This is a genomic window from Mycobacterium sp. NGS54 (assembly GCF_059812465.1).
The window spans coordinates 69,668-88,652 of sequence record NZ_JCALCS010000001.1 but is presented as its reverse complement, the minus strand read 5'-3'; the positions used below and the strand labels follow the sequence as shown (position 1 = coordinate 88,652).

General features: G+C 69.7%; 19 protein-coding genes and 2 tRNA genes. 14 read left to right on the top strand and 7 right to left on the bottom strand.

All coding sequences use genetic code 11. From position 1 onward, the window contains the following. Positions 1-76 precede the first annotated feature (76 nt). The 4 genes from AC5Y5E_RS00405 to AC5Y5E_RS00390 all read left to right on the top strand — a co-directional run bounded on the left by AC5Y5E_RS00405 (position 77) and on the right by AC5Y5E_RS00390 (position 2,649). Positions 77-877 (top strand): fumarylacetoacetate hydrolase family protein, encoded by an 801-nt coding sequence (locus AC5Y5E_RS00405; protein WP_499901054.1) that lies wholly within the window; start codon positions 77-79, stop codon positions 875-877. After that, positions 874-2,328, top strand: a complete 1,455-nt coding sequence (gene gltX / locus AC5Y5E_RS00400) for a glutamate--tRNA ligase (RefSeq protein WP_499901053.1) — start codon at positions 874-876, stop codon at positions 2,326-2,328. The genes AC5Y5E_RS00405 and gltX overlap by 4 nt, the downstream gene beginning before the upstream one ends. 104 nt (positions 2,329-2,432) lie before the next feature. Further along, positions 2,433-2,504 (top strand) — tRNA-Gln (locus tag AC5Y5E_RS00395). A gap of 72 nt (positions 2,505-2,576) precedes the next feature. Beyond that, a tRNA-Glu gene (locus tag AC5Y5E_RS00390) sits at positions 2,577-2,649 on the top strand. Positions 2,650-2,656: 7 nt separating this feature from the next. On the opposite strand, the gene AC5Y5E_RS00385 is transcribed toward AC5Y5E_RS00390, so the two are convergent. Next, positions 2,657-3,169, bottom strand: a complete 513-nt coding sequence (locus tag AC5Y5E_RS00385) for a pyridoxamine 5'-phosphate oxidase family protein (protein WP_499901052.1) — start codon at positions 3,167-3,169, stop codon at positions 2,657-2,659. A 90-nt stretch (positions 3,170-3,259) separates the two neighbouring features. Beyond that, positions 3,260-3,961 (bottom strand): IclR family transcriptional regulator, encoded by a 702-nt coding sequence (locus AC5Y5E_RS00380; RefSeq protein WP_499901051.1) that lies wholly within the window; start codon positions 3,959-3,961, stop codon positions 3,260-3,262. A 66-nt stretch (positions 3,962-4,027) separates the two neighbouring features. Here AC5Y5E_RS00380 and leuC point away from each other — a divergent pair, with 66 nt between their 5' ends. The 3 genes from leuC to AC5Y5E_RS00365 all read left to right on the top strand — a co-directional run bounded on the left by leuC (position 4,028) and on the right by AC5Y5E_RS00365 (position 6,932). Next, complete coding sequence (leuC, locus tag AC5Y5E_RS00375) at positions 4,028-5,464, top strand: 3-isopropylmalate dehydratase large subunit (protein WP_499901050.1); 1,437 nt, start codon at positions 4,028-4,030, stop codon at positions 5,462-5,464. Positions 5,465-5,482: 18 nt separating this feature from the next. Beyond that, positions 5,483-6,079 (top strand): 3-isopropylmalate dehydratase small subunit, encoded by a 597-nt coding sequence (gene leuD / locus AC5Y5E_RS00370; protein ID WP_499901049.1) that lies wholly within the window; start codon positions 5,483-5,485, stop codon positions 6,077-6,079. A gap of 214 nt (positions 6,080-6,293) precedes the next feature. Next, positions 6,294-6,932 (top strand): HU family DNA-binding protein, encoded by a 639-nt coding sequence (locus AC5Y5E_RS00365; protein ID WP_499901048.1) that lies wholly within the window; start codon positions 6,294-6,296, stop codon positions 6,930-6,932. Positions 6,933-6,993: 61 nt separating this feature from the next. Here AC5Y5E_RS00365 and mutT1 read toward each other — a convergent pair whose 3' ends face one another. From mutT1 to cofC, 3 genes are all read right to left on the bottom strand, one after another. Then, positions 6,994-7,944: an 8-oxo-(d)GTP phosphatase MutT1 gene (gene mutT1 / locus AC5Y5E_RS00360; protein WP_499901047.1), complete on the bottom strand. Its 951-nt coding sequence runs from the start codon at positions 7,942-7,944 to the stop codon at positions 6,994-6,996. A gap of 63 nt (positions 7,945-8,007) precedes the next feature. After that, positions 8,008-10,197, bottom strand: coding sequence for an RNA degradosome polyphosphate kinase (locus AC5Y5E_RS00355; protein ID WP_499901046.1), 2,190 nt, complete (start codon positions 10,195-10,197; stop codon positions 8,008-8,010). 105 nt (positions 10,198-10,302) lie between these two features. Further along, entirely contained in the window at positions 10,303-10,959 is a 657-nt protein-coding gene (cofC, locus tag AC5Y5E_RS00350) for a 2-phospho-L-lactate guanylyltransferase (protein WP_499901045.1), read from the bottom strand. Between the two features lie 84 nt (positions 10,960-11,043). Here cofC and AC5Y5E_RS00345 point away from each other — a divergent pair, with 84 nt between their 5' ends. Continuing rightward, the gene (locus AC5Y5E_RS00345; RefSeq protein WP_499901044.1) at positions 11,044-12,075 is read left to right on the top strand and encodes an NAD(P)H-dependent glycerol-3-phosphate dehydrogenase; all 1,032 of its coding nucleotides are present in this window, start codon (positions 11,044-11,046) and stop codon (positions 12,073-12,075) included. A gap of 79 nt (positions 12,076-12,154) precedes the next feature. Beyond that, entirely contained in the window at positions 12,155-13,264 is a 1,110-nt protein-coding gene (locus tag AC5Y5E_RS00340) for a D-alanine--D-alanine ligase family protein (RefSeq protein WP_499901043.1), read from the top strand. A 51-nt stretch (positions 13,265-13,315) separates the two neighbouring features. Here the strand turns inward: AC5Y5E_RS00340 and AC5Y5E_RS00335 are convergent, their stop codons facing one another. Next, the gene (locus AC5Y5E_RS00335; RefSeq protein ID WP_499901812.1) at positions 13,316-13,834 is read right to left on the bottom strand and encodes a DUF3515 domain-containing protein; all 519 of its coding nucleotides are present in this window, start codon (positions 13,832-13,834) and stop codon (positions 13,316-13,318) included. 151 nt (positions 13,835-13,985) lie between these two features. On the opposite strand from AC5Y5E_RS00335, the gene AC5Y5E_RS00330 reads away from it, so the two are divergent. The 4 genes from AC5Y5E_RS00330 to AC5Y5E_RS00315 are packed head-to-tail and all read left to right on the top strand — an operon-like array spanning position 13,986 to position 16,866. Beyond that, complete coding sequence (locus AC5Y5E_RS00330) at positions 13,986-14,948, top strand: thiamine-phosphate kinase (RefSeq protein ID WP_499901042.1); 963 nt, start codon at positions 13,986-13,988, stop codon at positions 14,946-14,948. Between the two features lie 9 nt (positions 14,949-14,957). Then, positions 14,958-15,248 carry a DUF1330 domain-containing protein gene (locus AC5Y5E_RS00325; protein WP_499901041.1) on the top strand — a complete coding sequence of 97 codons (291 nt, stop codon included), beginning with the start codon at positions 14,958-14,960 and terminating at the stop codon, positions 15,246-15,248. Continuing rightward, on the top strand, positions 15,245-15,928 hold the full coding sequence (locus tag AC5Y5E_RS00320; protein ID WP_499901040.1) for a uracil-DNA glycosylase: 684 nt from the start codon (positions 15,245-15,247) through the stop codon (positions 15,926-15,928). Before AC5Y5E_RS00325 ends, AC5Y5E_RS00320 begins: the two co-directional genes overlap by 4 nt. A 5-nt stretch (positions 15,929-15,933) precedes the next feature. After that, on the top strand, positions 15,934-16,866 hold the full coding sequence (locus tag AC5Y5E_RS00315) for an NADP-dependent oxidoreductase (protein WP_499901811.1): 933 nt from the start codon (positions 15,934-15,936) through the stop codon (positions 16,864-16,866). Here the strand turns inward: AC5Y5E_RS00315 and rpmB are convergent. Beyond that, positions 16,863-17,057: a 50S ribosomal protein L28 gene (gene rpmB / locus AC5Y5E_RS00310; protein WP_066930307.1), complete on the bottom strand. Its 195-nt coding sequence runs from the start codon at positions 17,055-17,057 to the stop codon at positions 16,863-16,865. The two genes, AC5Y5E_RS00315 and rpmB, sit on opposite strands and share 4 nt — an antisense overlap. 248 nt (positions 17,058-17,305) lie before the next feature. Here rpmB and AC5Y5E_RS00305 point away from each other — a divergent pair, with 248 nt between their 5' ends. Next, complete coding sequence (locus AC5Y5E_RS00305) at positions 17,306-18,985, top strand: DAK2 domain-containing protein (RefSeq protein WP_499901039.1); 1,680 nt, start codon at positions 17,306-17,308, stop codon at positions 18,983-18,985.

The window sequence follows — 18,985 nt, the reverse complement described above, 5'->3', positions numbered from 1 at the left end:
CGGGCATCCGTCCATGCTTGCACAAGCACGGCACCGGTTGCGGGAGCCGCTCGCGACCATCACTAGGCTCGGGCGAATGCGCCTCGGTCGAATCGCCAGCCCGGACGGTGTCGCCTTCGTCAGCATCGAGGGCGAACTCGACGATCCCGCCGCGATGATCGCCCGCGAGATCGCCGAGCACCCGTTCGGCACCCCGACGTTCACCGGCCGGTCGTGGCCGCTGGCCGACGTCCGGCTGCTGGCGCCGATGCTGGCCGGCAAGGTGGTCTGCGTCGGCAAGAACTACGCCGACCACATCGCGGAAATGGGCGGCTTCGAAACCGGCCCGGCCCCGGCGGACCCGGTGATATTCCTCAAGCCCAACACCGCGATCATCGGGCCCAACGTGCCGATTCGACTGCCCGCCAACGCATCACCGGTGCACTTCGAGGGCGAGTTGGCGGCGGTCATCGGCCGGCCCTGCAAGGACGTTTCGGCCGCCCGGGCCGCCGAGAACATCCTCGGCTACACCATCGCCAACGACGTGTCGGCGCGCGATCAACAAAAGGCCGACGGCCAATGGACCCGCGCCAAGGGCCACGACAGCTTCTGCCCCGTCGGGCCCTGGATCGTCACCGATGTCGACCCGGCGGATCTCGAACTGCGCACCGAGGTCAACGGCGAAGTGAAGCAACACAGCCGCACCTCGCTGATGATCCACGACGTCGGCGCCATCATCGAGTGGATCTCGGCCGTGATGACGCTGCTGCCCGGCGATCTCATCCTGACCGGCACGCCGGCCGGCGTCGGACCGATCGAGGACGGCGACACGGTATCCATCACCATCGAGGGCATCGGCAGCCTCGTCAATCCAGTTGTCCGAAAAGGAAAGTCGTGACCGTCCGAGTCCGGTTCTGCCCGTCGCCCACCGGCACCCCGCACGTCGGGATGGTGCGCACCGCGCTGTTCAACTGGGCCTACGCCCGACACACCGGCGGCACCTTCGTCTTTCGCATCGAGGACACCGACGCGGCGCGCGACACCGAGGAAAGCTATCTGGCCCTGCTCGACGCGCTGCGCTGGCTCGGCCTGGATTGGGACGAGGGGCCGGAGGTCGGCGGACCCTATGGGCCGTACCGGCAGTCGCAGCGCGGCGAGATCTACCGCGACGTGGTGGCGCAGCTGCTCGAGGCCGGCGAGGCCTACTACGCCTTCTCGACGCCGGAAGAGGTCGAGGCGCGGCACATCGCCGCGGGCCGCAACCCCAAGCTGGGCTACGACAACTTCGACCGGCAGCTGACCGATTCGCAGCGCGCGGCGTTCCTGGCGGAAGGCCGGCAGCCGGTGGTGCGGTTGCGGATGCCCGACGACGACCTCGCGTGGGACGACCTGGTGCGCGGCACGACCACCTTCGCGGCGGGCAGCGTGCCCGATTTCGCGCTGACCCGCGCGAGCGGAGATCCGTTGTACACCTTGGTCAACCCGGTCGACGACGCGCTGATGAAGATCACCCACGTGCTGCGGGGCGAGGACCTGCTGCCGTCGACCCCGCGCCAGCTGGCGCTGTATCGGGCGCTGATGCGGATTGGTGTGGCGGAGCGCACACCGCAATTCGCGCACCTGCCAACCGTGTTGGGCGAGGGAACCAAGAAGCTGTCCAAGCGCGACCCGCAGTCGAACCTGTTCGCCCACCGCGACCGCGGCTTCATCCCCGAGGGTCTGCTGAATTACCTTGCGCTGCTGGGCTGGGCGATCGCCGACGACCACGACTTGTTCAGCCTCGACGAAATGGTGGCCGCCTTCGACGTCGTCGACGTCAATTCCAACCCGGCCCGATTCGACCAGAAGAAGGCGGACGCGCTCAACGCCGAGCACATCCGGATGCTGGACGCCGCCGACTTCACCGCCCGGCTGCGCGACTACTTCGACGCGCACGGCCACGACACCGGGCTGGATGACGCCGGATTCGCCGAGGCCGCCGAGCTGGTGCAGACGCGCATCGTGGTGCTGAGCGACGCGTGGGAGCTGCTGAAGTTCCTCAACGACGACGAATACGCGATCGAGGAGAGGGCCGCCGCCAAGGAGCTCGGCCCGGACGGCATGGCGGTCTTGGAGGCCGCGCTGGCCGCGCTGGACGGTGTGACGGACTGGACAACGGAGCGCATCGAGGGCGCGCTCAAGTCCGCGCTCATCGACGGGCTGGCCCTCAAACCGCGCAAGGCGTTCGGCCCGATCCGCGTCGCCGCGACCGGAACAACGATCAGCCCGCCGCTGTTCGAATCGCTCGAGCTGCTGGGCCGCGAGCGCAGCCTGGCGCGGTTGCGGGCCGCGCGCGACGGGGCGGTCTAACTTTTTGGTAGTCTGCACAGCGGTTTGACAAAGGCCGACGACGGCCGGCCATGGCGGCGCGGGAAACCGCAGAACCGTTGTGACCAGCGGTTTTAGGCAGCCAATGGGGTATGGTGTAATTGGCAACACAGCTGATTCTGGTTCAGCCATTCTAGGTTCGAGTCCTGGTACCCCAGCAAAATCGCGGCACGGCTTGCGATTAGGTCGCCCTTCTCCGGTGAGCTATGCTGGCAGCTCGGATCGGTTCAGGCCCCGTCGTCTAGCGGCCTAGGACGCCGCCCTCTCACGGCGGTAGCGTGGGTTCGAATCCCATCGGGGCTACAAACAACTACTGGCCGGTCCGCAGTACCGCCGGGGCTGTCGATCCGCCCACCGGCATGGCCGGCAAGCCCAGCTTGCGGTGATCCCACGAACGCGCGCGGCTCGCCACGATGCGCACGCACACCCGCTTGTTCATCATCTGCTCGACGAAGGGCTTCATGTCGTCGGTGTAGGGGCCGGTATAGCGCTCGAACACGCTGACGCCCACCCGGTGCGCGACGTCGGGATCGTCGACGATCTCCGCGACGCCCTCGAACGACACCCCGCGCAGTGTGTCGTAGGTGTCGCCGTCCTCGATCAGAAAGCTCACCCGCGGGTCGCGGGTGAGGTTCACCGCCTTTTGCGACTTGGCCTTGGTCTCGAGCCACACCTCGCCGTCGACGACGGCGTACCACATTGCGGTCAGGTGCGGTTGGCCGTCGGGGCCGACGGTGGCGAGCGTTCCGGTGCGGCTCTTGACGACGAAATCGGCGATCTCGTCCTCCGACATGACGATGCTCGCGCGCTGATTGGTTCCCATGGCCGTCAGTTTGTCAGGTCGCTTTTCGGTGTGCGTGCAGGGCGCCCGGTACGCACAATCTGCGCCCTGACGTCACACTCGCCGCGCTATCTAGAGCCGGCGGGCGAGGGCCTCCGCGGCGGACAGCAGATCGGCGGCCCAACGGGCCCCCGGGCGGCGCCCGATGCGATCGACGGGTCCGGACACCGAAATCGCGGCGACGACGGCACCGCGGCCGTCGCGCACCGGCGCCGACACGCTCGCCACCCCGGGCTCGCGCTCGGCCACGCTTTGCGCCCAACCGCGCCGGCGCACTTCGGCCAGCGTCCGGTCGGTGAATTTCGCCGTCGGCAGCACGGCCTTCTGAGTGGCGGCATCGGCGTAGGCGAGCAGCACCTTGGCCCCCGACCCCGCCGTCATCGGCAGGCGCGCGCCGACCGGGACCGTATCGCGAAGACCCGCAGCCGGTTCCAGGGCGGCCACGCAGACCCGTGAGGTGCCCTCGCGGCGATACAACTGGACGCTTTCGCCGGTGGTCTCGCGCAGGCCGGGCAGCACCGCCGCGCTGGCGGCCAGCAGCGGATCGTTGACGCGGGCGGCGAGTTCGGTGACCGCCGGACCGAGCCGCCAACGCCCTTCGTCGTCGCGCGCCAGCAGCCGATGAACTTCCAGGGCGGCCGCCAGCCGGTAGGCGGTGGCCCTCGGCAACCCGGTCCGCTCGCAGAGTTCGGCCAGGCCGCACGGGGATTCCGCGATCGTATGCAGCACGCCCACCGCTTTGTCGAGGACGCCGATGCCGCTATGCTGTCTCACAAGGAGATACTAGCGTCTCGCATTCTGAGATGACCAGCCGAAAGACCGGATAGGGGCTAATTCGATATGGGATCCGAAGCCAAGCCGCGCACCCTGGCCGAAAAGGTTTGGGACGACCATGTTGTGGCGCCCGGGGGCGGTTCCGAACGGGCCGGGGCCCCCGACCTGATCTACATCGACCTGCATTTGGTGCACGAGGTGACCAGCCCGCAGGCGTTCGACGGCCTGCGCCTGGCCGGCCGCGGAGTGCGGCGCCCCGACCTGACGCTGGCCACCGAGGACCACAACGTGCCCACCGTCGACATCGACAAGCCGATCGCCGACCCGGTGTCGCGCACCCAGGTCGAGACGTTGCGGCGCAACTGCGCGGAATTCGGCGTCCGGCTCTATCCGATGGGCGACATCGAACAGGGCATCGTGCACGTCGTCGGGCCGCAGTTGGGCCTCACCCAACCGGGGATGACGATCGTGTGTGGCGATAGTCACACGTCCACGCACGGCGCATTTGGGGCGCTGGCCATGGGGATTGGCACCTCGGAGGTGGAGCACGTGCTGGCCACCCAGACGCTGCCGCTGCGGCCGTTCAAGACGATGGCGGTCAATGTCGACGGGCAGTCGCCCGCCGGCGTGACCGCCAAGGACATCATCCTCGCGCTGATCGCGAAGATCGGCACCGGCGGGGGGCAGGGTCACGTCATCGAATACCGGGGCAGCGCCATCGAATCGCTGTCGATGGAAGGCCGGATGACGGTCTGCAACATGAGCATCGAAGCGGGAGCCAGGGCGGGCATGGTGGCGCCGGACGAGACCACGTATGAGTTCTTGCGTGGCCGCCCGCACGCGCCGACCGGCGCGCAGTGGGACGCCGCGGTGGCCTACTGGCGGCAGCTGCGCACCGACGCCGGCGCCGTCTTCGACACCGAGGTCTACCTCGACGCGGCCTCGTTGAGCCCGTTCGTCACGTGGGGCACCAACCCCGGACAGGGGGTCCCCCTGGGCGCGGCGGTGCCTGACCCCGAACTGATGGCCGATGACGCCGAGCGGCAGGCCGCCGAGAAAGCCTTGGCGTACATGGACCTTCGACCCGGCACGCCGATGCGCGAGATCGGCGTCGACGCCGTGTTCGTCGGCTCTTGTACCAACGGCCGTATCGAAGACCTGCGGGCGGTGGCCGACGTGTTGCGGGGACGGAAGGTCGCACCGGGGGTGCGGATGCTCGTCGTGCCGGGCTCCATGCGGGTGCGCGCGCAGGCCGAAGCCGAAGGGCTGGGCGAGGTTTTCACCGCCGCGGGCGCCGAGTGGCGCCAGGCGGGATGCTCGATGTGCCTGGGCATGAACCCCGATCAGCTGTCCCCGGGGGAGCGGTGCGCCGCGACGTCCAACCGCAACTTCGAAGGGCGGCAGGGCAAAGGCGGCCGCACCCACCTGGTATCCCCGGCGGTCGCCGCGGCGACGGCGGTGCGGGGCACGCTGTCCGCGCCGGCCGACTTGAACTCCAACTGATTTTGAATCGAGGACGAAATGGAAGCCTTTCGCACCCACACGGGCATCGGTGTGCCCCTGCGGCGGTCCAATGTCGACACCGACCAGATCATTCCGGCGGTGTTCTTGAAGCGGGTAACCCGAACCGGTTTCGAGGACGGCTTGTTCGCCACGTGGCGTTCCGATCCGTCATTCGTGCTCAATCTCAGCCCCTTTGACCGCGGCTCGGTTCTGGTGGCCGGACCCGATTTCGGCACCGGCTCGTCGCGCGAGCATGCGGTGTGGGCCCTCATGGACTACGGGTTCCGGGTGGTCATCTCGTCTCGATTCGGTGACATTTTTCGGGGCAACGCCGGCAAGGCGGGCCTGCTGGCGGCGGAAGTTTCTCAAGACGGCGTGGAACTGCTTTGGAAGCTCATCGAGGGCAGCCCGGGCTTGGAAATCACTGCCAATCTTCAAGATCGAAATATCACCGCCGGAACGACGGTGCTGCCGTTCAAGATTGACGACCACACCGCTTGGCGATTGCTCGAGGGTCTCGACGATATAGGCCTTACGCTGCGGAAACTCGACAAGATCGAGGCCTTCGAGGCGGCGCGTCCGGACTGGAAACCGCGCACTCTGTCCGCCTCCTGACGGGTCGATCGGGAGGGTGATTTCGCCACCGACGGTTTAGGTAGCCCGTCTTAATTTGCCCCCGCGCCACCGGTCAAGGGCGGCAACCGGATTGCGAAAAATTCGTTCGTTCGGTCCTGAAATTGCGCGTGGCTCTTGGAAATTTGCTGGGTGAGGGTTTACCGTGTTCGAAGTCGGTTCCCAAAAATGGGACCACTGGCTTCGGAGGGTTTGGATGAACAAAGCAGAGCTCATAGATGTGCTCACACAGAAATTGGGCTCGGACCGTCGGCAGGCAACCGCCGCCGTCGAGAATGTTGTCGACACCATTGTGCGCGCGGTGCACAAGGGCGACAGTGTGACCATTACCGGGTTCGGTGTCTTCGAACAGCGCCGGCGCGCGGCGCGGGTGGCCCGCAATCCGCGCACGGGCGAGACGGTAAAGGTAAAGCCGACATCGGTCCCAGCGTTCCGGCCCGGTGCTCAATTCAAAGCGGTTGTGTCTGGCGCACAGCGCCTCCCGGCGGAAGGACCTGCAGTGAAACGTGGTGTGGTAGCAGCCGGCGCAGCCAAGAAGGCGGCGAAGAAGGCTCCGGCGAAGAAGGCGGCGAGCAAGGCTCCGGCCAAGAAGGCTGCGGCCAAGAAGGCCCCGGCCAAGAAGGCCGCCGTTAAGAAGGCCCCGGCCAAGAAGGTCGCGACCAAGGCTCCGGCCAAGAAGGTCGTGAAGAAGGCTCCCGCCAAGAAGGCCGCGGTTAAGAAGGCTCCGGCCAAGAAGGCCGCGGTGAAGAGGGCCCCGGCGAAGAAGGCGGCGAGCAAGGCTCCGGCCCGGAAGGCTCCTGCCAAGAAGGCCGCCGCTCGGCGCGGTCGCCGGTAGGAAGTTCCACACGCGAATACCCTTCGGGGTGGCGCAATGCCACCCGGAGGGTATTTGTGTGTCAGGCCCGCACGTTCGCGGCCAGCGCACCACCGATGTGGTCGGCCGCCACCAGACGGCCGCCTGACAGCGACAGCACCCACGTACTGCCCTTGTGGTTGCGCGACTTATCGGCGCGCACCCCGTCGCGTTCGCACCACCAGGCGATGAGGTCCGGAATCACCTTGCCCTGCGTGCAAATCACGGGAGTGCCGGCCGCCTCCTCGGCGATGCGCAGCATCCGGTGGCGGGCCCGCTTGGGACTCTTTGCGTATGACTCCTCGGTGAGGGCGGGCTCGTTGTGGATCGTCACACCGAGTTCCTCGGCGAGCGGTTCGACGGTCTGGTGACAGCGGAGCCGGTCCGCGGCGTACACCTCGGTGGCGCCGAAAGCCAGCAGCTGGGGAACCAGTGCCTCCGCCTGCGCGCGTCCCCGCTTGTCGAGCGGGCGCTTGGTGTCGTCGCCTTTGAAACGGGATTTCCGGCCGGCGGTGCCGTGCCGGACCACCAGCACGGTTCGCGTGTCTTCGGGCTGTTTCGCGAAGTGGCGCAACATCTTTCGATCGTGCGGGTAGGTGAGTCTGTCCTTCGCCGCGGCGACCGGCAGCCACACCAACTCGTCGACCTCGCGTCCCGGCGTGAATTCGCCGCCGGTGTCGCGCGCCGCCCAGTAGTAGACCTTCTTGACGCCCTGCTCGATCGGATAGCTCACCATGTCGAGCCGCCGGCCGAGGATGGCGCGGTGGCCCGTCTCCTCGAACACCTCGCGGACCGCCGCCACGGGGGCCGTCTCGCCGGGATCCACCTTGCCCTTCGGCAGCGACCAGTCGTCGTAACGGGGGCGGTGGATCACCGCGACCTCGAGGCTGGCGCCCGCCGGATCGTCGCCGCCGGTCCGCCACAGCACCGCGCCCCCGGCGTACACGATCCGGCTTCCCGACCGCCGACCCGCCGATGAGGTCTGGTTCGACACCTAAACTCCTGCAGGTCAATTCGCTCGCGGTCGTGGATGCGACCTGGAAGCTACCACACGGCGTCAGGGGCTGCGGTGCCGCTCCATCAGCCATACCTGATGGTCGCGCACGGTCTGACCCTCCTGGGGCGACGCGGTCCACTGCCCGTCGGGACCTAGTTCCCAGCACCGGGTCGACGGGTCCAGCGCGGAGGTGAACAAGTCGTCCAGATATGCGGTGAGCCGCGGATCCTTGACCTGAACCAGCGCCTCGACCCGCCGGTCGAGGTTGCGGTGCATCATGTCGGCGCTGCCGATCCAGAACTCGTTGATGCGGTTGAAATGCATGATCCGCGAGTGCTCCAGGAAGCGGCCGAGGATCGAACGGACCGAGATGTTCTCCGAGAAGCCCTCCGCGCCCGGGCGCAGCGCGCAGATACCGCGGACCACCACCTCGACCCGCACACCGGCCCGCGACGCGCGATACAACGCGTCGATCACCTGCTCGTCGACCAGAGCGTTCATCTTCATCCGGATCCGGCCGCCCCCGTGTTCGCGGTGGGCGGCGATCTCGCGCTCGACGCGTTCGATGATGCCCGTGCGAATACCGTGCGGGGCGACCAAGAGATTGCGATACGAAACCTTGCGCGAGTAGCCGGTAAGCGAATTGAACAAATCGGTCAGATCGGCGCCGATTTCGGGGGACGCCGTGAGCAGACCGACGTCCTCGTACAGCCGCGCCGTCTTCCCGTTGTAATTGCCGGTCCCGATGTGGCAGTACCGACGGATCGCCGAACCCTCGCGGCGCACCACGAGGCAGGTCTTGCAGTGTGTCTTCAGCCCGACGTACCCGTAGACGACGTGCACGCCCGCCTGCTCAAGTGCGCGCGCCCAGCGGATGTTGGCCTGCTCGTCGAAGCGCGCCTTGATCTCCACCATGGCCACCACTTGCTTTCCGGCCTCGGCCGCGGAGATCAGCGCCCGGACGATCGGTGAATCACCAGAGGTGCGGTACAACGTCTGCTTGATCGCCAGCACGTTGGGGTCGGCGGCGGCCTGCTCGATGAAGCGCTGCACGCTGGTCGAGAACGAGTCGTACGGATGATGAAGCAGCACATCGCCTTCGCGCAGCGTCGCGAAGATGCTGCGCGGTGTTTCGCGGTCGGCGAAGGCGGGGTGGGTGTCCGGAACGAATGTCGGATCCTTGAGCGCGGGCCGCTCGATCCCGTAGATCTGCCACAACGACGAAAGGTCGAGGAGGCCGGGCACTTCGATGACGTCACCGGGATGCACGTCGAGTTCGCGCAGCAGCAGTTCCAGCATGCTTTCGGTCATGTCGTCGGCGATCTCGAGCCGCACCGGCGAACCGAACCGCCGGCGTGCGAGCTCCCGTTCCAGCGCCTGCAGCAGATCCTCGTCGCGGTCCTCTTCAACCTCGTAGTCCGCGTTGCGGGTGATGCGGAAGGCGTGATGCTCAACGATTTCCATACCCGGGAACAGCTCGGGCAGGAAGGCCGCGATCAGTTCTTCCATCGGTAGATAGCGGACGATTCCCGGGCCGTCGTCGGAAACACCGCGGGCGTCGAGCTCGACGAAGCGATCGACGTTGTTGGGCACCTTGACCCGGGCGAAGTGCTGGCCACCGTCCTCGGGCTGGCGCACCATGACCGCCAGGTTCAGGCTCAACCCGCTGACGAACGGGAACGGGTGAGCGGGATCGACCGCCAGCGGGGTCAGGACGGGAAAGACTTGTTCGGTGAAATAGGTCGACAATTCGTCGCGCTCCGCCTGATCGAGATCCGCCCACGTGACGATGTGGATGCCCTCCTCGGCCAGCGCCGGTCGCACCGAATCGAGAAACACCCGCGCGTGCCGGGTGGCGATTCGCTGGGTCTGCTCGCCGATGCGGGCCAGTTGCTCGCGCGGGGTCAGGCCGTCGGCCGACCGGACGGACAGGCCCATCTCGTCGCGGCGCTTGAGGCCGGCCACCCGCACCATGTAGAACTCGTCGAGGTTGGACGCGAAGATCGCCAGGAACTTCGCGCGCTCCAGCAGCGGCAGCGAGTTGTCGGCGGCGAGCGCCAGCACGCGCGCGTTGAAGTCCAACCAGCTCAGTTCCCGGTTGAGGTAACGGTCCTCGGGCAGCTCGTCGGAGATCGCGGCGGGGGTGGCCGCGGGTGGGGCCGCCACGTTGGCCTCGCCTGAATGCCATGTGGTCTCGTCGGGCCGCGCCTCGGCTTCGGTTTCGGTCACCCTGCGATCATCGCTCATCACCCGCTGGTGCTGCTAGCGCTCGGCGGACATCCATTCGCAGTTGGCGCGCCGTTCATCAGCTGTACAAGTTTGCTGTTGCGCGGTTCGGTTAGTGCTGCGCTCGTGCTATTTGATGGCCCGGGCGGTCGCCGTCCCCACCCCGAGGCGACGCGCGGCCGCCAGGTCCGCGGGGGTGTCGACGTCGCATCGCAGGCCGGGCCAGGCGCCGGTGAGCTCGATCGCGCCCGAATGCCGGTGCCGCGCGCACGAATCCGGGCCGAACTGCGGATCCAGCGGGGCGCCGAACGCGCAGAGCGCGGCGGTTCCCGTGGCCAGCCGGTCGGCGACGAAGCTGCGCCGGTGCTGGCGGGCGGCGGTAATGGCCTCGGCCAACTCCTGGGTTTGCAGCGCGGGCAAATCGCCTTGCAGCACAACGATATTGGTGAATGCCGCGGCTACCGCTCGTTCGGCGGCGGCGATCGCGCTGTTCAGTGGGTCGCGGTCGCCATCGGGTGTCGGGTCGGCCAGCACGCCGGCGCCGAGCTCGGCCGCCGCGGCCGCCGCGGCGTCGTCGGGCGTGACGACTGTGATCGAGCCCAGCGCCTCGACGCCCGACGCGGCGGTCAGGGTGTCGACCAACATGGCCAGCACCACCTTCTCCCGCGTGGGCGCCGAGAAGACCGGGGCCAGGCGGGTCTTGGCGGCGGCCAGCCGCTTGACGGCGATGATCAACGCGACGTCACCCGCGCCGTCGTCCGCCCCGTCGGCCCGTGTGCCGCTCATCCCGCCATCCTGCCAGCGCGATCGGTGCGGCCCGGCGTCGCGGTAGCGTGACGGAACACCGTCGCGTCACAGATTGGGGATCACATGGCCAGCACGGTTGCCGGTTCGGAGGGCGCCGTCGCGGTGATGGGTGCCGGTGCCTGGGGGACGGCGCTGGCCAAGGTGCTGGCCGACGCGGGAGGGCCGGAAGTAGAAGTCGCGCTGTGGGCGCGGCGCTCCGACGTCGCCGACCAGATCAACGCCACTCGTTACAACCCCGCCTATCTGCCCGGCACGCTGTTGCCGCCGGGCATCCGTGCCACCGCCGACGCGAGCGAGGCGCTGGCCGGCGCGACGACGGTGCTGCTGGGGGTGCCGGCGCAGACGATGCGCGGCAACCTCGAGCGGTGGGCGCCCTTGGTGGCCGACGGCGCCACCCTCGTCAGCCTCGCCAAGGGCATCGAACTGGGCACGCTCATGCGGATGAGCCAGGTGATCATCTCGGTGACCGGCGTGGACCCGACTCAGGTCGCGGTGATCTCGGGGCCGAACCTGGCCAGTGAGATCGCGCAGTGCCAGCCCACCGCCACGGTCGTCGCGTGCAGCGACTCCGGCCGCGCGGTTGCCGTGCAGCGCATGCTGAACAGCGGCTACTTCCGTCCTTATACCAATAGCGACGTGGTCGGCACCGAGGTCGGCGGGGCTTGCAAGAACGTCATCGCGCTCGCCTGCGGAATGGCGGCCGGCGTCGGGCTCGGCGAAAACACGGCCGCGGCGATCATCACGCGGGGCCTCGCGGAGATCATGCGGTTGGGCATAGCCCTCGGCGCCAAGGGGGCGACGCTGGCCGGGCTGGCCGGCGTCGGAGACCTGGTGGCCACCTGCACCTCGCCGCATTCGCGCAACCGGTCGTTCGGCGAATGCCTGGGCCGCGGCGGGACCATGGAGTCGGCCACGCAGGCGGGGGAGGGACACGTGGTCGAGGGCGTGACGTCGTGCGAGGCCGTGCTCGCGCTGGCGGCCAGCTACGACGTCGAGATGCCCCTGACCGAGGCCGTGCACCGGGTCTGCCACAAGGGGCTGTCGGTGGACGAGGCGATGGCGTTGCTGCTGGGCCGCAGCACCAAGCCCGAATGAGGCGCTCCGGCTAGCGAAAGCCCAGCTGGCGGTCCGGTGCCCGACCCCGGGGCCCCTCAACCGGTAGCCTCTCCAGGTTGTGAATGCCAGCCAGCGCGTGCGCGTCGCCGTCGTCTTCGGCGGTCGCAGCAACGAGCACGCCATCTCGTGCGTGTCGGCGGGCAGCATTCTGCGCAACCTCGACCCCCGGCGTTTCGAGGTGATCCCGATCGGCATCACCCCGCAGGGTTCGTGGGTGCTCACCGAGGGCGACCCGGATGCCCTGGCGATCACCGATCGGCAGTTGCCCGAGGTGACCGCCGAATCGGGCACCGAGCTGGCCCTGCCGGCGGATCCCCGGCGCGGCGGCGAGCTGGTCTCGCTGTCGCCAGGGGCCGGTGAAGTTTTGACGTCCGTCGACGTGGTGTTCCCGGTGCTGCACGGCCCCTACGGCGAGGACGGCACGATCCAGGGGCTGCTGGAGCTCGCCGGCGTGCCCTACGTGGGCGCCGGGGTGCTGGCCAGCGCCGCGGGCATGGACAAGGAGTTCATGAAGAAGCTCCTTGCCGCCGAGGGACTTCCGGTCGGTCCGCACACGGTGCTGCGCCCGCCGCTGGCGGAGCTGAGCCTCGGCGAGCGCGAGCGCCTGGGCCTGCCGGTGTTCGTGAAGCCCGCGCGCGGCGGCTCCTCGATCGGCGTGGGCCGGGCCGCGAGCTGGGACGAGCTGCCCGCCGCGGTCGCCAACGCCCGTCGGCACGATCCGAAGGTGATCGTCGAGGCGGCGATCAACGGTCGCGAGCTGGAGTGCGGCGTCCTCGAAATGCCCGACGGCACAGTGCAAGCCAGCACCGTGGGCGAGATCCGGGTGGCCGGGGTGCGGGGCCGCGAGGACTCGTTCTACGACTTCGCGACGAAATACCTCGAGGACGCGGCCGAATTGGACGTGCCCGCGAAGGTCGAGGACGACATCGCCGACGCGGTGCGCCAATTGGCGATCCGGGCGTTCAAGGCCATCGACTGCCAGGGCCTGGCCCGGGTCGACTTTTTCCTCACCGACAACGGGCCAATCATCAACGAAATCAACACGATGCCGGGCTTCACGACCACCTCGATGTATCCGAGGATGTGGGCGGCCAGCGGAGTCGACTATCCCGCCCTGCTCGCGATCATGGTGGAGACGGCCCTGGCGCGGGGCGTGGGCCTGCGCTAGTGGCGATCGCAAGCGCGGCGTAGCCGGGCGCGGCGGGTCGCCACTATCGGCCTAGGACCGTGCGGGTGCCGGGTCGATCGGCACGGCCGCGATGGTGTGGTCGATCGCGTCGGAGAGCTGCTGGATGGGCGTCGGTCCCGATCCCGCGGGCAGCGTGAGCGCCACGTACACCGGCCGGTCGACCGTGTACCACGTGGCCCTGCCGGCCTCGCCCGCGGATTGCTGGCCGGCGGCCACCTCGAACCACTGCACCCGATCGACGATCTGAATCGGGGACCCCACCACGAACTCGGCGGGGCGGTCGAGCCCGCAGCGCAACACCACCGGCTGGCTGTCGGGCGAGGTCCGCCAGGCCGCCGCGCCGTCGGGCGCCGGCTGCGCCAGCTGCGCGCGCTGGTAATCGCCGAGCCGCTGCGGCAGCGCGTCGGCCAGCGCCCGGCAGGCGGCGCTGGTCGCCTGCGGCGCCGGGAAGGCCGCGACCGTAACCGGCTGAGGCGGCGTCTGGCGGGTCGCCGCGATGCCCAGGATCACCCCGATCGCCACGACGGCCAGCGCGATCGCCGCGATCATCACGGCACGCGGTGGTCCGGCGTCGGTTGCGGAACGGGTATCGGGTTCGGCGTTCACCGCCCGCGCACCTCCTTCTCTTACACTGGCGCGATCGGGCAGAGACCCAACTTACCGCAGGTCGGGGCGACCGCAGAGGGCCGGAGGAGGTGGCGTGCGCGACGACACATCGGGGGAGTCCCCCACGCTGGCGCGGCTCGGCGAGTTCGCCGTCATCGATCGGGCGGTGCGCGGCCGTCGGCAACCCGACGCGGTACTGGTCGGGCCCGGGGACGACGCGGCGCTGGTGTCGGCGGGCGACGGCCGCACCCTGGTCTCGACCGATGTGCTGGTGCAGGACCGGCACTTTCGGCTGGATTGGTCGACGCCCCACGACGTCGGCCGCAAGGCGATCGCGCAGAACGCCGCCGACATCGAGGCGATGGGCGGGCGGGCCACGGCCTTCGTCGTCGGGTTCGCGGCGCCCGGCGACACACCGGCCGCGCAGGTGGACGCGCTGGTCGACGGGATGTGGGACGAGGCGGGGCGGATGGGCGCCGGCATCGCCGGCGGCGACCTGGTCAGCTGCCCGCAATGGGTGCTGTCGGTGACGGTGCTGGGTGACCTCGACGGCCGCGCCCCCGTGCTGCGGTCCGGGGCGAAGGCCGGCTCGGTGATCGCCGTCGCCGGTGAACTGGGCCGCTCCGCTGCCGGATATTCCCTGTGGCAGAACGGGATTGAGGGTTTCGACGAGCTGCGGCGCCGCCACCTGGTGCCGGAACCGCCCTATGGCCAGGGCGCCGTCGCCGCGGCCGCGTGCGCGGAGGCGATGATCGACGTATCCGACGGGCTGATCGCCGACTTGCGGCACGTCGCCGAGGCGTCCGGGGTCGGCATCGACTTGTCCGCCGCGGCGCTGGGCGCGGACCGCGATGCGCTTGCTGCCGCCGGTCACGTCGTCGGCGCCGACCCATTGGCGTGGGTCCTCTCCGGCGGTGAGGACCACGCCCTGGCGGCCTGTTTCGCCGGCCCGGCGCCGGCCGGCTGGCGTGTGATCGGCCGCGTGCTCGACGGCCCGGCCCGCGTGCTCGTCGACGGCTCGGAGTGGAGCGGTTACGCGGGCTGGCAGTCGTATTAGTGTGACGCGGTGACCGTCTACGCGATCGCCCAACTCAGGTTCACCGACCGGGCAGCCTACGACCGGTACCAGGCGAGGTTCATGGAGGTCTTCCGTCATCACCCCGGAACGCTGCTCGCCGCCGACGAGTCGCCCGAGGTCGTCGAGGGCGACTGGGACCGCGAGAAGCTGGTGCTGATGTCATTTCCCGACGAGGCCGCGTTCCGCGGTTGGGCGCAATCACCGGAATATCGGGAGATCTCGAAGGACCGGCGCGCCGGCGCCGACACGGTGGTGCTGCTCGTCAAGGGGCTGCAATGACCGCGCGCCCGCTGAGCGAGCTCGTCGAACCGGGCTGGGCCACCGCGCTCAAGCCCGTCACCGACCAGGTCGCCCAGATGGGGGAGTTTCTGCGGGCCGAGATCGCCGCGGGTCGCCGGTACCTGCCGGCCGGGCCAAACGTGTTGCGCGCCTTCACCTATCCGTTCGACGACGTCAAGGTGCTGATCGTCGGTCAGGACCCCTATCCGACGCCCGGGCACGCCGTGGGCCTGAGTTTTTCGGTGGCGCCCGACGTGCGTCCGCTGCCCCGCAGCCTGGCCAACATCTTCGACGAGTACGCCGCCGACCTGGGCCACCCCCAGCCGGCGTGCGGCGACCTGACGCCCTGGGCGCAGCGCGGCGTGATGCTGCTGAACAGGGTGCTGACCGTGCGGCCCAACAACCCGGCGTCGCACCGGGGCAAGGGGTGGGAGGCGGTGACCGAGTGCGCGATACGCGCGCTGGCCGAGCGCTCGCTGCCGCTGGTGGCCATCCTGTGGGGCCGCGACGCGTCGACGCTGAAACCCATGCTGGCCGAAGGCAATTGCGTGGCGATCGAGTCGCCGCACCCGTCGCCGCTGTCGGCGTCTCGCGGCTTTTTCGGCTCGCGCCCGTTCAGCCGCGCCAACGAGCTGCTGGCGGGGATGGGCGCCGACCCGATCGATTGGCGGCTGCCGTGACCGAGATGACCGCCCTGCGCGCACATCGGCGGGGCGGCCCCGAGGTGTTGGTCGTCGAGCGCGCGCCCGTCCCGGTGCCGGCGCCCGGGGAAGTGCTGATCGCGGTGCACGCGGCGGCCATCACGTTCGACGAGCTGACGTGGGAGGAGACCTGGACCCGCGGCGGCGCCGACCGGACCCCGGTGATCCCGTCCCACGAGGTGTCCGGCGTGATCTCCGAAATCGGTTCGGGCGTGGCCGCTTTCGCTGCCGGCGACGAGGTGTACGGCCTGATCCAATTCGACCGCGACGGCGCTGCCGCCGAATATGTCGCGGTGCCGGCGGCCGACCTGGCCGCCAAGCCGTCGACGGCGTCGCACGTCGCCGCCGCCGCGCTGCCGCTCGCCGGGCTCACCGCACTGCAGGCCCTGGTCGACCATGCCGCCGTCCGGCCGGGGGAAGAGGTCCTGGTGCACGGCGGGGCGGGCGGGGTCGGCGCGTTGACGGTTCAGCTCGCCGCCATCCTCGGCGCGCGGGTCACCGCCACCGTCCGCAGCGACGCGCGCGAGCTCGTCGCCGGCTTCGGCGCGCAACGGGTCATCGATGTGCGCACCGAGGCGTTCGACGACGACGGTCCCGCGTACGACGTCGTCATCGACACCGTCGGCGGCGAGACGCTGGACCGGTCGTTCGCAGTGCTGCGTCCGGGGGGACGGCTGATCACCCTCTCGGCACCACCGCCGGCGGGGAAGGCCGACGACTACGGCGTGAGCGCCACCTTCTTTATCGTGACGCCCGATCGGGTTCAGCTCGCCGAGCTAGCCGACCTCGTCGACACGGGCCGGCTGCAGGTGGAAATCGCGGCGACCTTCCCGCTCGACAGGGGGCGCGAAGCGTTCGAGAGCGGTCAGCGTCCCGGCAGGCGCGCGGGAAAGACCGTCCTCGTCGTGCGGGATTAGCCGCGGACGACCTTGCCGGCCTTGATGCAGGACGTGCAGACGTTCAGCCGCTTCTTGTTGCCACCCGGACGGGTCACGACGTGCACGGTCTGAACGTTGGGGTCCCACCGGCGGCTGGTGCGGCGGTGGGAGTGCGACACCGACTTGCCGAAGCCGGGGCCTTTCCCGCAGATATCGCACACAGCGGCCATTGTTCAAACTCCTCAAATGTTCAGGGGTCCGGCTCGGCGGTCTGGCAAGGGCCGGGACAGCCCGCAATGACTCGGGCCAGCCCAGGATACCGACTGACATGGGCAACCACCAAAACGATCAACACCCGTCCGGCGACGCAGACCCGGCATTGTCGCCCGCGCTGGCTAGGCTCGATGGGTCGGCGCACTCAGGCAGTGGGCGCGCCGTCCTGGCTGGCCGCTGAGAGGCTCCGAGGGAGGTGGGTCGCTTGGGCACGTCAGAGGCGCTACTGGACGCCGCGACCCTGCGGCACTGGGCCCACACCGCCGTCAGCGACCTGATCACCCACATCGACGAGATCAATCGGCTCAACGTCTTCCCGGTCGCCGATTCCGACACCGGCGCCAACATGCTGTTCACCATGCGTTCCGCGCTGGCGGAGGCCTCTGCAGGAGCGGGCGGGGCCGGCGGCGACGGGTGCGTGGCCCGGGTGGCCGCGGCCCTGTCGACCGGTGCGCTGAACGGCGCCCGCGGCAATTCCGGGGTGATACTGTCGCAGATCCTGCGTGGCATCGCCGATGTCGCCGCGACCGCGGCCGCTGAGTCCGGCGGCGAGCTGGCCCACATGGACGCCGCCGTCCTCGGGGACGCGTTGCGGCGCGGCGTGGAGCTGGTCATCGAGTCGATGGGCGGCGCCGAAGTCCCGGGGACCATCGTCTCGGTGTTGCGGGCCGCCGCCGAGGCCGTCGGGGAGTGCGCCGCCGAAGGGCTGCCCGCCGCGATCACCGCCGCCGGCGATGCGGCGGTGATCGCGCTGGAAAAGACCCCCGAGCAGCTCGATGTCCTCGCCCACGCCGGCGCGGTGGACGCCGGCGGGCGCGGCCTGCTCGTCCTGCTGGACGCGCTGCGCTGCGCCGTCACGGGTCAGGCGCCCCGCCGCGCGGTGTACGCGCCGTCGCCGCGCGCGCACTGGCCCGAAACGGCCACCGAACAGCCGGCACCGCAGTTCGAGGTGATGTACCGGCTGGACGGCTGCGATTCCGAGGCCGCGGACGCGCTGCGGAATCGGCTCGAGGGCCTCGGGGAATCCGTGGCCATCGCCGCGGCGGCCGCGCAGGAAGCCACCACGCTGGACAGCTACTCGGTGCACGTGCACACCGACGACGCCGGGGCGGCCGTCGAGGCCGGGCTGGCGGCCGGGCGCCTCAGCCGCATCGTCATCTCGGCGCTGACCTCCGGTGCCACCGGGATGCCCGCCGGCGGCTGGACGCGCGAACGCGCGGTGCTGGCCGTCGTGGACGGCGACGGCGCCGCCGAGCTGTTCTCCGGCGAGGGCGCCTGCGTGCTGCGGCCCGATCCGGACATCGGCGACATCAGCGCCCACCAGCTGGTGCGGGCCGTGGTCGACACCGGCGCCGCCCAGGTGATGGTGCTGCCCAACGGGTATGTGGCCGCCGAGGAGCTGGTGGCCGGCTGCACGGCGGCCATCGGGTGGGGGATCGACGTGGTGCCGATACCCGCGGGGTCGATGGTGCAGGGGCTGGCCGCGCTGGCCGTGCACGAGACGGACCGGCAGGCGGTCGACGACGGCTTCACGATGGCCCGCGCCGCCGGTGCGGCCCGGCACGGGTCGGTGCGTGTCGCGACCGAGAGCGCGTTGACGTGGGCCGGTCGCTGCCAGCCGGGCGACGGCCTGGGCATCGCGGGCGACGAGGTGCTCATCGTGGCCGCCGACGTGGCCGCGGCGGCGATCGGCCTGCTCGACCTGCTGCTGGCATCCGGCGGCGACCTGGTGACCGTGCTGATCGGCGCCGGCATGACGGAGGCCGACGGCCTTACCGTCGGCGAGGTCCTGCAGGACCACGTGCACGACAACCATCCGGGGACCGAGCTGATGACCTACCGCACCGGCCACCGCGGCGACGTCCTGCTGGTCGGGGTCGAGTAG